Annotated in this window: 9 protein-coding genes; 5 read left to right on the forward strand and 4 right to left on the reverse strand. The window is 69.1% G+C overall.

The features are described from left to right. Window positions 1-17 precede the first annotated feature (17 nt). A complete protein-coding gene (locus BDK89_RS13070) occupies window positions 18-1,016 on the forward strand; it encodes an alanine racemase (RefSeq protein ID WP_133869359.1) in 999 nt (332 codons plus the stop codon). 7 nt (window positions 1,017-1,023) lie between these two features. Here the strand turns inward: BDK89_RS13070 and rdgB are convergent, their stop codons facing one another. From rdgB to murI, 3 genes are read right to left on the reverse strand one after another with little or no spacing between them, the layout of a single operon-like run. Further along, on the reverse strand, window positions 1,024-1,617 hold the full coding sequence (gene rdgB / locus BDK89_RS13075; RefSeq protein WP_208294070.1) for an RdgB/HAM1 family non-canonical purine NTP pyrophosphatase: 594 nt from the start codon (window positions 1,615-1,617) through the stop codon (window positions 1,024-1,026). Further along, window positions 1,614-2,369 (reverse strand): ribonuclease PH, encoded by a 756-nt coding sequence (rph, locus tag BDK89_RS13080; protein WP_133869360.1) that lies wholly within the window; start codon window positions 2,367-2,369, stop codon window positions 1,614-1,616. Before rph ends, rdgB begins: the two co-directional genes overlap by 4 nt. 59 nt (window positions 2,370-2,428) lie before the next feature. Further along, a complete protein-coding gene (murI, locus tag BDK89_RS13085; RefSeq protein ID WP_133869361.1) occupies window positions 2,429-3,238 on the reverse strand; it encodes a glutamate racemase in 810 nt (269 codons plus the stop codon). Between the two features lie 72 nt (window positions 3,239-3,310). Between murI and BDK89_RS13090 the strand changes: the two genes are divergently transcribed. From BDK89_RS13090 to BDK89_RS13105, 4 genes are all read left to right on the forward strand, one after another. Beyond that, entirely contained in the window at window positions 3,311-5,830 is a 2,520-nt protein-coding gene (locus BDK89_RS13090) for a bifunctional acetate--CoA ligase family protein/GNAT family N-acetyltransferase (RefSeq protein ID WP_166657564.1), read from the forward strand. 136 nt (window positions 5,831-5,966) lie between these two features. Then, window positions 5,967-9,620 carry a pyruvate:ferredoxin (flavodoxin) oxidoreductase gene (gene nifJ / locus BDK89_RS13095; RefSeq protein ID WP_424955287.1) on the forward strand — a complete coding sequence of 1,218 codons (3,654 nt, stop codon included), beginning with the start codon at window positions 5,967-5,969 and terminating at the stop codon, window positions 9,618-9,620. Continuing rightward, window positions 9,613-10,647, forward strand: a complete 1,035-nt coding sequence (locus BDK89_RS13100) for a dihydroorotate dehydrogenase-like protein (RefSeq protein ID WP_133869364.1) — start codon at window positions 9,613-9,615, stop codon at window positions 10,645-10,647. Before nifJ ends, BDK89_RS13100 begins: the two co-directional genes overlap by 8 nt. A gap of 70 nt (window positions 10,648-10,717) precedes the next feature. Then, entirely contained in the window at window positions 10,718-13,105 is a 2,388-nt protein-coding gene (locus BDK89_RS13105) for an HAD-IC family P-type ATPase (RefSeq protein ID WP_133869365.1), read from the forward strand. On the opposite strand, the gene BDK89_RS13110 is transcribed toward BDK89_RS13105, so the two are convergent. Beyond that, window positions 13,096-14,058: a PLP-dependent cysteine synthase family protein gene (locus BDK89_RS13110; RefSeq protein ID WP_133871093.1), complete on the reverse strand. Its 963-nt coding sequence runs from the start codon at window positions 14,056-14,058 to the stop codon at window positions 13,096-13,098. The two genes, BDK89_RS13105 and BDK89_RS13110, sit on opposite strands and share 10 nt — an antisense overlap. Between the last annotated feature and the right edge of the window lie 52 nt (window positions 14,059-14,110).

Consider the following 14,110-nt stretch of genomic DNA (forward strand, 5'->3'; position numbering starts at 1 on the left):
TCTGCCACGCTGGCTCCGTGCACGTCAACGAACTCGCCACGCCGGCCCTCGTCATCGATGCCGACGCCTTCGACCGGAATCTCGCGACGATGGCCTCGCATCACCCGGGCGACCGCCTACGCCCGCACGTGAAGGCGCACAAGTGCACGGCACTGGCCGCCGCGCAGCAGGCGGTGGGTCACTCGACGTTCACGTGCGCCACTCCGCTCGAGGTGGTCGGCATGGGCCGGGCTGGCGTCGGCGTCGATCTGCTCCTGGCGAACGAGACCGTCGATGCCGGACGACTGCGAGCGATGGCCGAACTCGACGTCATGGTCACCGTCGCGGTCGATTCCGCCGAGACGATCCGAGCAGCTGCCGACAACGGGATCGGATCGTGCCTGATCGACGTCAACGTCGGACTCCCCCGCTGCGGCGTGGCACCCGAGCGGGCCGGGTCGTTGGCCGACGACGCCCGTGCCGCCGGGCTCGAGGTGCGTGGTGTCATGGGGTACGAGGGCCACCTGATGATGGTGCCCGAGCGGGGCGACCGGCTGGCGCAGGTCGAGGCGTCGATGGCGCTGCTGCGCCAGGCGCACGCCGACGTCGGAGGCGACATCGTGTCGGCCGGCGGCACCGGCACGTTCGACCTGCACGGCAACACCGGCGTCAACGAGGTGCAGGCCGGGAGCTACGCGCTCATGGACACCCACTACGGGCAGCAGGGCCTGCCGTTCGAACAGGCGCTGTTCGTCGTCGGCACCGTGATCTCGGTCAGCGACGGGTGGGCCGTGACCGACGTCGGTCTGAAGGCGCTCGGGATGGACCACGGCAACCCCTCGATCGTCGACGGCGACGTCTGGTTCTGCTCCGACGAACACCTGACGTACGCACCGCACACATCGGTGTCGGTCGGCGACCGCGCCACCGTGATACCGGGGCACGTCGACCCGACGATGGCCATGCACGAGGCGGCATGGCTCGTCCGCGACGACGAGGTGATCGACCGGTGGCCGATCGACCTGCGGGGCTGGTGACGTTCCGTCAGCGGAGCGCGTCGAGCAGGTTGCGGAACGCCCGGCCGCGGTGCGAGATCGCGTGCTTCTCGTCGTTGGTCATCTCGGCGAACGTGCGTCCGTCTCCGTCGGCGGGTCGGAACACGGAGTCGTAGCCGAACCCGCGCTCGCCACGTTCGGTGTCGGTGATCGCGCCCTCGCACACGCCGTCGACGGCCAGTTCGGAACCGTCCGGCCAGCGGACGAGGACGCTCGTGCGGAATCGGGCCGAACGGTCGGTGGCGTCACCGAGTTCGGCGAGCAGCTTCGCTCGGTTGTCGGCGTACGAGCACCTCTCACCTGCGTAGCGAGCCGCGCACACGCCGGGAGCACCGCCGAGGGCGTCGACCTCGAGCCCGGTGTCGTCGGCCACCGCCGGCAGTCCGGCCGCCTCGCAGATGGCGACGGCCTTCAATCGAGCGTTGCCGACCAGCGTGTCGGCGTCCTCGACGACGTCGGGCACGTCGGCCGGACGAGGCAACAGATCGACGACGCCGTCGAGGATCGCCGCGATCTCGGCGACCTTGTCGGGGTTCGCCGAGGCGCAGACGAGCTGGGGCAGCACCGCCGACCCGTCGGTCACGCCGGGCGCTCCGCCGGAGGCGTGGCGACGAGCTCGCGCTGTGCGGCGCCGATCTCGGCCAAGCCACTCTCGGCGAGTGCCAAGAGCGAATCGAGCTCGCCACGGGAGAACGCCATGCCTTCGGCGGTGCCCTGCACCTCGACGAAGCGGGCCTCGCCACCGTCGACCGGGCTCAGCATGACGACGTTCATGTCGACCTCGGCCTTGCTGTCCTCGACGTAGGGAAGGTCGAGCACCGGCTCACCTCCGACGATGCCGACGCTGATCGCCGAACAGAACGAGTGGAGCGGGTGCCGGGCGAGGTCGCCGCGCTGAACGACACGACTGAGCGCATCGTGGAGGGCGATGAAGCCGCCGCAGATCGAGGCGGTGCGGGTACCGCCGTCGGCCTGCAGGACGTCGCAGTCGACGACGACCTGTCGTTCACCGAGCAGCGTCATGTCGCACGCGGCCCGCAGCGACCGACCGATGAGGCGCTGGATCTCGACCGTTCGGCCGCTCTGTTTGCCCTTGGCGGCCTCGCGGCCGATGCGCTCGGGCGACGAGCCCGGCAGCATCGAGTACTCGGCGGTGACCCAGCCCTTGCCGCTGTTGCGCATCCAGCGCGGCACGTCGTCGTCGACCGACGCCGTACACAGGACGCGGGTGTCGCCGAAGGACACGAGGCACGAGCCGTCGGCCATCGTGGTGAAGTCACGCTCGAACGTGAACGGGCGGAGTTGGTCGGGGGTGCGGCCGTCGGGACGGGTCATGGTTGGCTCCGTGGAGAGATCAGGTGGTGTGGTGGATTCGGGAGAGCGGGTCAGATGGTTCAGGTGGCGGCGTTCGGCGACCAGGCCTCGGTGGCGGCGAGTTCGGGGCCGAGCAGACGCTCTCCCAACTCACGGAACACCTCGACGTCGCCGCTGGACAGGAATCGATGCTGGCCGACGTGGTCGTCGTCGCGCAACATCCCGAGCTCACCCAGCCGGTCCATCGCCGCGAACGCCGTCTCGTCGGCCGAGCTGACGAGGGTGACCGCCGGACCCATCACGTCTGCGATCACTCGGGCGAGGAACGGGTAGTGGGTGCAGCCGAGGAGGAGCGCATCCACGTCGGCGTCGCGGACCGGGGCGAGCAGCCGCTCGGCGAGAACGAGGACTTCGTCGCCGCTCGTCTGGCCCCGTTCGACGAACTCGACGAAGCCAGGGCACGCCGCCAGCGCCAGGTGTACCGGGGCACCGGTACGAGCCACCGCGTCGACGTAGGCCCCGGACGCCATGGTGCCGACGGTGCCGATCACTCCGACCCGGCCGGTGTCGGTCGCCCGGACGAGTGATCGGGCGCCCGGTTCGATGACATCGATGACGGGCACGTCGAGGTCGGCACGGATGTCGTCGAGGCCGCTCGCTGTCGCCGTGTTGCAGGCGACGACGATCGCCTTGACGCCGAAGTCGTCGACGAGCGAGCGCGACAACTGCCGGGCGTAGCCGTGCACCTCGTCGAGTGGCTTCGAGCCGTACGGATAGCGGCCCGTGTCGCCGATGTAGACGAGATCTTCGCCCGGGAGCAGGTCGATCAGGGCGCGGGCGACCGTGAGCCCTCCGAAACCCGAGTCGAACATCCCGATCGGCCGATCCATGACGCCGACAGGTTACGACCGGAGCCGGGTGGCCGTCGTCGGCCGGCGGAGCGATGTGCCAAGCTCGGAGGCGTGACGAACGTGCCCCCGTCGACGATCGTTCTGGGCGACGGAACCAGCGCCCTCATCCGCCCGATCGAGCCGGCGGATGCCCCGACGCTCCAGGCGTTCCACGAGCGGCAGTCGCCCGAGAGCCGGTATCGACGGTACTTCTCGCCGAAGCCCGTCCTGACCGACGACGAACTCGAACGGTTCACGACCGTCGATTTCGTCGACCGGGCGGCCTTGGTCGTCGAGCAGCACGATGAGTTCATCGCATGGGCCAGCTACGAGCGTTGGCAGAACCGCGGCGACGCCGAGGTCGCGTTCCAGGTCGACGACGGGCACCAGGGCAAGGGCATCGCCACCTTGCTGCTCGAGCATCTCGCCTCCATTGCCCAGGACAACGAGATCGAACGGTTCACCGCCCAGACCCTCGGCGAGAACCGGGCCATGCTGTCGGTGTTCTCGAAAGCCGGCTGGCCGGTGCATCGTCGCTTCGATTCCGGTGTCATCGACGTCGACTTCTCGCTCGACGAGACCGCCGAGTTCATCGACTCCGTCGAGCGCCGTGAGCACCGTGCCGACTCCCGAGCGGTGGCACACTTGCTCCTCCCCAGTTCGATCGCCGTGATCGGGGCATCCGACCGACCCGACTCGATCGGCGCCCAGGTGTGGCAACACGTGCTGGCGACCGACCGGATCCGCAGCTACGCCGTCAACCCACGACTCGACGAGATCGACGGCCGCCCCTGCTACGACGCCGTCGGCGACATCCCCGACGATGTCGGACTCGCCGTGGTCGCCGTCCCCCAGCAGCACCTCGAGGCCACGATCGACCAGTGCATCGACAAGCGGGTGCGCGGCGCGATCGTGATCACGGTCGTCGAGCCCGACACGATCGACATGCGGGCGCTCGTGAGCCGAGCACGCCGGAACGGCCTGCGCATCGTGGGGCCGGCGAGCATGGGCATCGCCTCACCGCGACCCGACGTCGAGATCCAGGCGGCCCTCGTCGACGTGCGACTACCGCCCGGCAAGGTCGCGGTGTCGATGCAGTCGGGCACGCTCGGCACGTCATTGCTCCGCCTGGCAGCCCACCTGCACCTCGGGCTGTCGTGGTTCGTGTCGCTCGGCGACAAGGACGACCTCTCGGCGAACGACCTGTTGCAGTTCTGGGAAGACGACGACGCGACCGAGGTCATCGCGCTGTACACCGAGTCGTTCGGCAACCCGCGCAAGTTCGCCCGCATCGCCCGCCGGGTGTCGCGCAGCAAACCGATCGTGGCCGTCCGGGCAGGCGCAGCCCTGCTCGACCCGGCCAACGCCACGCTGTACCGCCAGACCGGCGTCATCGAGGTGCCCACCGTGACGGCCATGCTCGACACGGCCCGCGTCTTCGCCTGCCAACCGCTCATGAACGGTGACCGGGTCGCCGTGTTGAGTAATTCTCGCAGTCCGGCCGTGCTGGCGGAGGCCACGCTCACACGAGCCGGCCTCACCCCGGTGGTGGCACCCGTGGCACTCGACTGGGCGAGCACACCGGACGACTACGAGAGCGCCGTGCGGACGACGCTTGCCGACGACGACATCGACGCTCTGCTCGTCGTCCACGCGCCACCGTCGACCGTCGACGTCAACGCACCGAGCGAAGCGATCGACCGTGCCGCATCGGGGGCCGACAAACCGGTCGTCGCCGTGATGCTCGGATCGGGCGACGGCCCGCTGCGGCCCGGCTCCGACATCGCGAGCTTCGCCTTCCCCGAGCAGGCCGCCGCTGCACTGGCGCGCGTCGACGCATACTCGCGGTGGCGCCGCACCGAGGTCGACGAGTCACCCGACGAGGTGCCGGCGAACATCGACCGGCTCGGGGCCGACGACGTCATCGACGAGATGATCGCCGGCGACGACACCGGCCCCCAGGAGGCACGCCGGCTGCTCGCCACCTACGGCATCGAGATGGCGCCCACACGGCGCGTCGACGCAGACGATGCGGTCGCCGCCGCCGACGAGCTGGGCTACCCGGTCGCCGTCAAGGCGGCCCAGCGACGGATCGGGCGGTCGGTCGAGGCGGGCATAGCACTCGATCTGGCCGATGCCGACGACGTCGCCGAGGCGATCTCGATCATGCGCGAGCACCTCGGTGACGATGCAGCGACCGTCGAGGTCCAGCGAATGCTGCCGCCGGGCACCGACCTCCGGGTCCGGGTCGAGGACGACGAGCGTCTCGGGCCGATCATCACGGTCGGTCTGGGTGGGGTGCAAGCCGACCTCATCGGTGACGAGATCAGCCGGTTGGCGCCGGTGTCGCCGGTCGTCGCACGTCGCATGGTGGAGGCGACCAGGGCGTCCGGTGCGCTCGACGACGACACCCTGACGCGCGTCGCCGACCTGGTGGCCCGTATCGCACACCTCGCGTCCGATCACCCCCGCCTCCAGGAGATCGACGTGAACCCCGTCATCGTGAGCGAGGGCCACTGCCACGTCGCCGACGTGGTCGTCCGCCTCGGCACCCCCGACCGCCACGAACCCGTCCGCCGCCTCGAAACCTGACCAGAAGGGGTCAGGCACCTTCTGGCGGACCCGCCGGAAGGTGCCGCGACCTGCAACGCCAGAAGGTGCCTGACCCCTTCCGGCCCGAGTCGGTGGGACTTTCGGCCGTGGGGGCGACGAGGCGTGCCACCGGACAATGGGGACCATGACGGTCACCACCCTCGACGGGAACGAGGCGGCGGCTCGCGTCGCGTACTCCCTGTCCGAAGTCATCGCGATCTATCCGATCACCCCCGCCTCGCCGATGGGCGAGTTCGCCGATGCGTGGTCGGCGGCGGAGCAACCGAACGTGTGGGGCGGCGTTCCCGACATCGTCGAGATGCAGTCGGAAGCCGGCGCTGCCGGTTCGCTGCACGGCGCTTTGCAGGCCGGGTCGCTCGCCACCACGTTCACGGCCTCGCAGGGCCTCCTGCTCATGTTGCCGAACATGTTCAAGATCGCTGGCGAACTGACGCCGGCCGTCATCCACGTCGCCGCCCGCGCCCTCGCCACGCATGCGCTGTCGATCTTCGGCGACCACTCCGACGTCATGGCGGCCCGCACGACCGGGTTCGCGATGCTCGCGTCGAACTCGGTCCAGGAGGCGCACGACTTCGCGGCCGTCGCTCATGCGGCGACGCTGCGGTCCCGGGTGCCGTTCCTGCACTTCTTCGACGGCTTCCGCACCTCGCACGAGATCAACCGGGTCGAGCTGCTCGGCGACGACGATCTGCGCTCGCTCGTGCTCGACAGCGACGTCGCCGCCCATAAGGACCGGCGTCTCCGTCCGACCGCGCCGGTCATCCGCGGCACCGCCCAGAACCCCGACGTCTTCTTTCAGGGGCGTGAGGCCGCCAACGCGCACCACGACGCCGTGCCAGGCATCGTCGCCGAGGTGTTCGACGAGTTCGCCACCTTGACGGGTCGCCGATACCAACTCGTCGAATACCACGGCGCTCCCGACGCCGAGCGCGTGGTCGTCATGATGGGGTCCGGTGCCGAGGCAGCCGTCGAGGCAGTCGATGCCCTCGTGGCTCGCGGTGAGAAGGTCGGCCTGGTGGTCGTGCGCCTGTTCCGTCCCTTCCCGACCGAGGCGTTCCTCGCCGCCCTGCCCGACACCGTGCGCCACGTCGCCGTGCTCGACCGGACGAAGGAGCCCGGATCCGTCGGAGAACCGCTCCTGCAGGACGTGGTGACCACGCTCGCCGACGGCGATCGCGGCAGCATCCGGGTGATCGGCGGCCGGTACGGACTCGGCTCGAAGGAGTTCACACCCGCGATGGTCAAGGCGGTGCTCGACGAGGCCGGTGCGGCGTCGCCGAAGCGCCGGTTCACCGTCGGCATCGTCGACGACGTCACCAATCTCAGCCTCGACGTCGACGACGACTTCCGAGTCGACACGGGTCATCACGCCGCCGTCTTCTACGCGCTCGGTAGCGACGGCACCGTCGGCGCCAACAAGTCGTCGGTCAAGATCATCGGCGACCAGCCGGGCCTGCACTCGCAGGGCTACTTCGTGTACGACTCGAAGAAGTCCGGTTCGATGACCGTCTCGCACCTCCGCTACGGACCCGATCCGATCCGGTCGACCTACCTGGTCGACCAGGCCGATCTGGTCGCCTGCCATCAGTTCGGTCTGCTCGACCGCTTCGAGGTGCTCGCCGAGGCGAAGCACGGCGGCACGTTCCTGCTCAACGCCCCCTACCCCGCCGACGAGGTCTGGCAACACCTGCCACCGGCGATCCAGCGCGAGATCGTCGCCAAGGACCTCACCGTGTACTCGATCGACGCCGCTCGGATCGCCCGGGAGCTCGAGATGCCGGGCCGTATCAACACGGTCATGCAGCCGTGCTTCTTCGCGTTGGCCGAGGTCATGCCGGTCGACGACGCGATCGAGGCGATCAAGACGTCGATCGAGAAGACGTACGGTCGTCGCGGACGACTGGTCGTCGAACGCAACCACGATGCCGTCGATCGAGCCCTCGGTGAGATGGCCCGAGTCCCGGTGCCGACCGACGTCGACATTGCCGGCCTGCCCGAATCGACTCTCGCCGCGATCGATGCGTCGGGCGCGCCCGAGACCGATCGCGACTTCGTCGAGCGAGTGACCGCGACGATGGTGGCCGGCAAGGGCGACCTGCTCCCGGTGTCGGCGCTCCCGGTGGACGGCACCTTCCCCACCGGCACGACACGGTTCGAGAAGCGGTCGCTGGCCGCCCAGATCCCGATCTGGGAGCCCGACGTCTGCATCGACTGCGGCAAGTGCGCGATCGTCTGCCCCCACGCGGCGATCCGCCTCAAGGTCTACGAACCCGACGCCGTGGCCGACGCGCCGGCCGGCTTCCCGACCAAGTCGTTCCGATCACGCGAGCTCGACGGCTTCCACCTCACGGTGCAGGTCGCCCCCGACGACTGCACCGGTTGCGGGATCTGCGTCGACGTGTGCCCCGCCAAGGACAAGACACAGGTCAAGCGCAAGGCGATCAACATGCGCGACGTGGCCGAGCATCGCGACGTCGAGCGCGACCGCTGGGACTTCTTCGGCTCGATCCCCGAACTCGACCGCACGGCCGTCAGCCACGACAACGTCAAGAACAGCCAGCTGCTCCAACCGTTGTTCGAGTTCTCGGGCGCCTGCTCCGGTTGTGGCGAGACGCCGTACATCAAGCTGCTGACCCAGCTGTTCGGCGACCGGCTCGTCGTCGCCAACGCGACCGGCTGCTCATCGATCTACGGCGGCAACCTGCCCACCACGCCGTACACCAAGACCGATCAGGGTCTGGGGCCGGCGTGGGCGAACTCGCTGTTCGAGGACAACGCCGAGTTCGGCCTCGGCATCCGACTCGGCATCGAACACCATCAGAACGAAGCGGCTCGTCTCGTCGACGAACTCGCCGGGTCAATCGGCCCCGAACTGGCTGCGGCGCTGCTGGCGAATCCGCAGCCGACGGAGTCCGAGGTCGTCGCGCAGCGCCAACGAGTGGCGGCGCTGCGCGAACGACTCTCGTCGGTCGACGACCCTCGCGCACGGCGGCTCGAGACGATCGCCGACGAGCTGGTGCGGTCGAGTACCTGGATCGTCGGTGGTGACGGCTGGGCGTACGACATCGGGTACGGCGGCGTCGACCACGTGCTCGGCAGCGGGCGCAACGTCAACCTGCTGGTGCTCGACACCGAGGTGTACTCGAACACCGGCGGGCAGGCCTCGAAGGCCACACCGCTCGGGGCCGTCGCCAAGTTCGCCACCGCCGGCAAGCCCACCGGCAAGAAGGACCTCGGTGCGGTCGCCCGCTCGTACGGCAACGTCTACGTCGCGCAGGTCGCGCTCGGCGGCAGCGACATCCAGACGGTCAAGGCGCTGCGAGAAGCCGACGCCTGGGACGGACCGTCGCTGATCATCGCCTACTCGACCTGCATCGCCCACGGCATCGACATGACGACGTCGATGGCGCATCAGAAGCAGGCCGTGAAGTCCGGCTACTGGCCGCTCTACCGATACACGCCGACCGACGCCGAGCACGAGCACCCGTTCCATCTCGACTCGGCCGCACCGTCGATCCCCCTCCGAGAGTTCGCACTCCAGGAGGCGAGGTACGCCATGCTCGCTCGCACCGACCCCGAACGGTCGGAGCAGCTCCTCGACCTGAGCCAGGCGGCGATCGACGAACGCTGGCGGTACTACGCACAGCTCGCCGACGTCGAGCGTCAGCTCCCCCACGTCGACGAGCACGACGAACAGCTGACCACCGAGCTGGTCTCGACCGAGTCGGCGGCGACCGACACGCCCGTGGAGGTGGCGAAGCATGATTGATCTGCACACCGAGTACATGGGGCTCTCGCTCCGGTCGCCGCTCGTGGCCTCTGCCGGCCCGTTCACCGGCGATCTCGACAAGCTCCGGGAGCTGCGTGACGCCGGTGTGGCCGCCGTCGTCCTGCCGTCGCTCTTCGAGGAACAGATCGAGCACGAGACGTCCGAGATCGACCGGCTCTACTCGATGCACGAGAACAGCTTCGGGGAGGCGACCTCGTTCGTCCCCGAGCTGGACAACTACAACACCGGCACCGACACCTATCTGTCGCTCATCGAGGCAGCCCGCGACGTCGTCGACGTCCCGGTGATCGCCTCGCTCAACGGTGCGAACATCGGCGGCTGGCTCCGGTACGCCCGCTTGCTGGAGGATGCCGGCGCCGACGCGATCGAACTGAACCTGTACGCCGTCAACGCCGACCCGGCGATCCCGGCCCAGGACATCGAGTCGGAACAGCTCGAGCTGGTCGCCCTGCTCACCGAGGACGTCGGCATCCCCGTCGCCGTGAAGATCTCGCCGTTCTACACGTCGGTGGCGGCGTTCGCCCTCGGGCTCCAGGAGGCGGGGGCAGCAGGCATGGTGCTCTTCAACCGGTTCTACGCGCCCGACCTCGACCTCGAGCAGCTCGACGTCAAGTCGAAGATCTCCCTCAGTCGGCCAGCGGAGCTGCGGCTACCGCTGCGTTGGATCGGGATCCTACGCGAGTTCCTCGACCTGTCGCTCGCCGGTTCGACCGGCGTTCACAGTGGTCGCGACGCCGTCAAGCTGATCCTGGCCGGAGCCGACGTGACGATGATGACGTCGGCGCTGTTGTTCAACGGCGCCTCGTATGTCGCACAGGTGGAGCAGGAACTCCTCGAGTGGATGCAGCACCACGACTACCGGTCGGTGAGCGAGATGCGCGGCGCCGTCAGCCGCGACTCCACCGCCGACCCGGCGGCGTACGAGCGGGCCAACTACATCGGCAACATCGCGAGCTACTCGAGCCGGTTCATCGCCGGACAGCCGATCCGTCTGCAGTCACGCTGACCGCTCCGGCGTCCGTAGCGACGACGGATACAGTGCAAGCGGCGCCGACCCACGGGTGCCGCGTGCACCCATGAGCAGCGCCGACGCCGACCAGGAACTCCGAGGACTCACCGCCGCCGAGATCGCCGAGCGTGTCGAACGCGGCCAGGTCAACCACGTCGACGACTCGTCGTCGCGCTCGCTGGGCGAGATCGTCCGGGCGAACGTCCTCACCCGCTTCAACGCGATCGTCGGAGCACTCGCCGCGGTGATCATCGTCGTCGGCGACGTCCGCGACGCCCTGTTCGCCGGCGTGATGGTCTCGAACGCCGTGATCGGGATCGCCCAGGAGCTGCGCTCGAAGGCGACACTCGACCGTCTCACGCTCGTCGCGGCACCCCGACTGACGGCGATCCGCGACGGTGCCCGAGTCGAGGTCGGCCGCGACGACCTGGTGCTCGACGACCTGCTGGTGCTCTCCCCCGGCGACCAGGTCGTGGTCGACGGCGCGATCGTGCGCGTCGACGAACTGTCGGTCGACGAATCGCTCCTCACGGGCGAGGCCGACCCCGTCGGCAAGGCGGTCGGCGACGGCGTGCTGTCGGGCAGCTTCGTCGTCGCCGGGTCGGCCGTCATGCGGGCCACCGCTGTCGGCGACGACGCCTACGCCGCGAAGCTGGCTCGGGAGGCGAAAGCCTTTCGCCGGCCGCGCTCCGAGCTCGAACGGGGTATCGACATGATCCTCCGGGCCGTCACGTGGTTGATCGTTCCCGCCGGGCTCGCCCTGTTCTTCGCCCAGCGGTACGGCGAGGGCGACTCGCTGCAGCAGTCGCTCGTCGGCACCGTGGCCGGGCTCGTGGCGTTGGTGCCGCAGGGTCTCGTCCTCCTGCTGAGCATGACCCAAGCGGCAGCGGTGATCCGGCTCGGGCGCGACCAGGTGCTGGTGCAACAGCTGCAGGCGGTCGAGACGCTGGCACGGGTCACCCTGCTCGCCACCGACAAAACCGGCACGCTCACGACAGGCTCCATCGTGCTCGAGGGAATCGAAGCCGATGAACCGCTCGACGAGGCACTCGCGGCGATCGCCGCCGCCGACCCGCAGCCGGATCCGACCATGTCGGCGATCCGGACCGCGCTGCCCGACGAGCCGGGATGGAGCGCGCAGGGACGCGTCCCGTTCGCGTCGTCGTACAAGTTCAGCGCTGTCGACTTCGGCGAACGCGGCGCCTGGTACATCGGGGCACCCGAGGTCGTGCTGCCGCCGACCGACGAACGCCTCGGTCGGGTAGGCGCCTTGGCGGACGACGGGCGGCGGGTGTTGGCGGTCGGTCGAGCCGACCGGTTGGCCGCCACCGGCGTGCTGCCGACCGACCTTCGCGTGCTCGGCCTCGTGGTCTGTGTCGACGAGATCCGGCCCGATGCGGCCGACACGGTCGCGTACTTCGAGCGCGAGCACGTCACCACGAAGGTGATCTCGGGCGACAATCCTCGAACCGTCGCCGCCATCGCACAGCGGTGCGGTGTCGCCGGCGCCGACCGGTGGGTCGACGCGCGAGAACTGCCGGACGGCGGCGACGAGTTCGGCGACACCGCCGATCGGACGGTGGTGTTCGGCCGCGTGACGCCCGAGGTCAAGCGATCGCTCGTCGACGCCGCCCAGTCACGGGGCGAGGTGGTCGCCATGACGGGTGACGGCGTCAACGACACACTCGCGCTGAAGGACGCCGACCTCGGCATCGCCATGGGATCCGGCACCCCGGCGGCCCGATCAGTCGCCGAGATCGTCCTGCTCGACAATCGGTTCGCCACGCTGCCCGGCGTCGTCGCCGAGGGTCGTCGGGTGATCGCGAACATCGAGCGGGTGGCTCGCCTGTTCGTCACCAAGACGGTGTGGGCGGCGGTCTTCGCCGTGATCATCGGCGCGGCGACGATGAGCTATCCGATCCTGCCGCGGCAACTAACGGTCATCGACACCCTGACGATCGGCGTCCCCGGCTTCTTCCTGAGCTTCCGGGCGAGCCATGAGCCGGCCCGGCCCGGCTTCATCCGCCGAGTCGCCAGGTTCAGTGTGCCCGTCGGCATCGTGACCGGCGTGGTGACGATGGTGGCGTTCGGGATCGCTCGCTCCGAACTGGTCGGACTCGACCGGGCCGAGTCGCAGAGCACGGCGACCATCATCCTGACCGGCCTGGGGCTCGTCGCGATCCACGAGCTGATGCGCCCGCTCGACCGGTACGACGTGACCCTGCTCGTGTCACTCACCGCGGCGGCGATCGCTGCGTGGTCGATCCCGTTCGTCGCCGACTTCTTCGAGCTGCGGCTACCCGGCGTGGAGGACGGCATCCTCGCCGCCGCGGCGGTCGCCGTCGGCGGATTGGGCATCATGGCCGCCAACCGGAACGGCGACCGACTCGTCCGCCTGGCCTCGTCGTTGATGTCGAGAACGTCGAGGACGTCGAGGGTCGGGCGTCAGAAGTAGATGATCTGTTCGGCGGCTTCTTCGGCGGCGTCGAGGTCGCCGGTGTAGGCACCGGTCGAGAGGTACTTCCAGCCACCGTCGCACACGACGAACACGATCGTGCCCTGATCGATCTGGGCGGCGACCTTGGCCGCTCCGGCCAGTGCCGCACCGGACGACAGTCCGGCGAACACGCCGCACTCGTTCACCAGGCGACGGGTCCACTCGATCGATTCGCGCGGCCGGACGACACGCTTGCGATCGAGCAGCTCGCGGCCGTTCCAGTCGTCGAACACCGGCGGGATGTAGCCCTCGTCCATGTTGCGGAGGCCTTCGACGCGTTCGCCGAGCGGCGGCTCGACCGCGACGACCTGGACGTCAGGGTTCTGTTCCTTCAGGAACGTGCCGGTGCCCATCAGGGTGCCGCTCGTGCCGAGGCCGGCAACGAAGTGTGTGATCTCGGGGACGTCGCGCCAGATCTCGGGACCGGTTCCCTCGTAGTGCGCACGTGGGTTCGCCTCGTTCGCGTACTGGTAGATGAAGCACCACTCGGGATGCTCGGCAGCCAACTGTCGGGCACGCTTCACGGCGCCGTTCGACCCTTCGGGCCCGGGCGTCAGGATGATCTCGGCGCCCATGATCTCGAGCATCTGGCGACGCTCGATCGACACGCTCTCGGGGAGCAGGATCTTGATCGGATAGCCCTTGAGGCGAGCGATCCCGGCGAGTGCGATCCCGGTGTTGCCCGACGACGGCTCGATGATCGTCTGACCGGGGAGCAGGCTGCCGTCGGCCTCGGCTGCCTCGATCATCGACTTGGCGATGCGGTCCTTCACCGAACCGAACGGGTTCTGCATCTCCAGCTTGGCGATGATGCGCACGTTCGGGTTCGGTGAGAGATTCGACACGTCGACCATCGGCGTGTTGCCGATCAGGTCGAGCACGTTGGCATGCACGGAGCTGATGCCGGACATCGCGCCGACACCGAGTCGACTGGCGGCGCCGGCTCGGCCGGCGGCGTCGGGT

Origin of the sequence: Ilumatobacter fluminis, assembly GCF_004364865.1 — a bacterium.
GTDB classification, from domain to species: Bacteria; Actinomycetota; Acidimicrobiia; order Acidimicrobiales; family Ilumatobacteraceae; genus Ilumatobacter; species Ilumatobacter fluminis.

Excerpts from the sequence above, each read along its gene's own strand:
- rph (WP_133869360.1), bottom strand. The coding sequence starts at position 2,369 with ATGACCCGTCCCGACGGCCGCACCCCCGACCAACTCCGCCCGTTCACG.
- murI (WP_133869361.1), bottom strand. The coding sequence starts at position 3,238 with ATGGATCGGCCGATCGGGATGTTCGACTCGGGTTTCGGAGGGCTCACG.
- nifJ (WP_424955287.1), top strand. The coding sequence starts at position 5,967 with ATGGGGACCATGACGGTCACCACCCTCGACGGGAACGAGGCGGCGGCT.
- BDK89_RS13100 (WP_133869364.1), top strand. The coding sequence starts at position 9,613 with ATGATTGATCTGCACACCGAGTACATGGGGCTCTCGCTCCGGTCGCCG.
- BDK89_RS13105 (WP_133869365.1), top strand. The coding sequence starts at position 10,718 with ATGAGCAGCGCCGACGCCGACCAGGAACTCCGAGGACTCACCGCCGCC.
- BDK89_RS13110 (WP_133871093.1), bottom strand. The coding sequence starts at position 14,058 with ATGTCCGGCATCAGCTCCGTGCATGCCAACGTGCTCGACCTGATCGGC.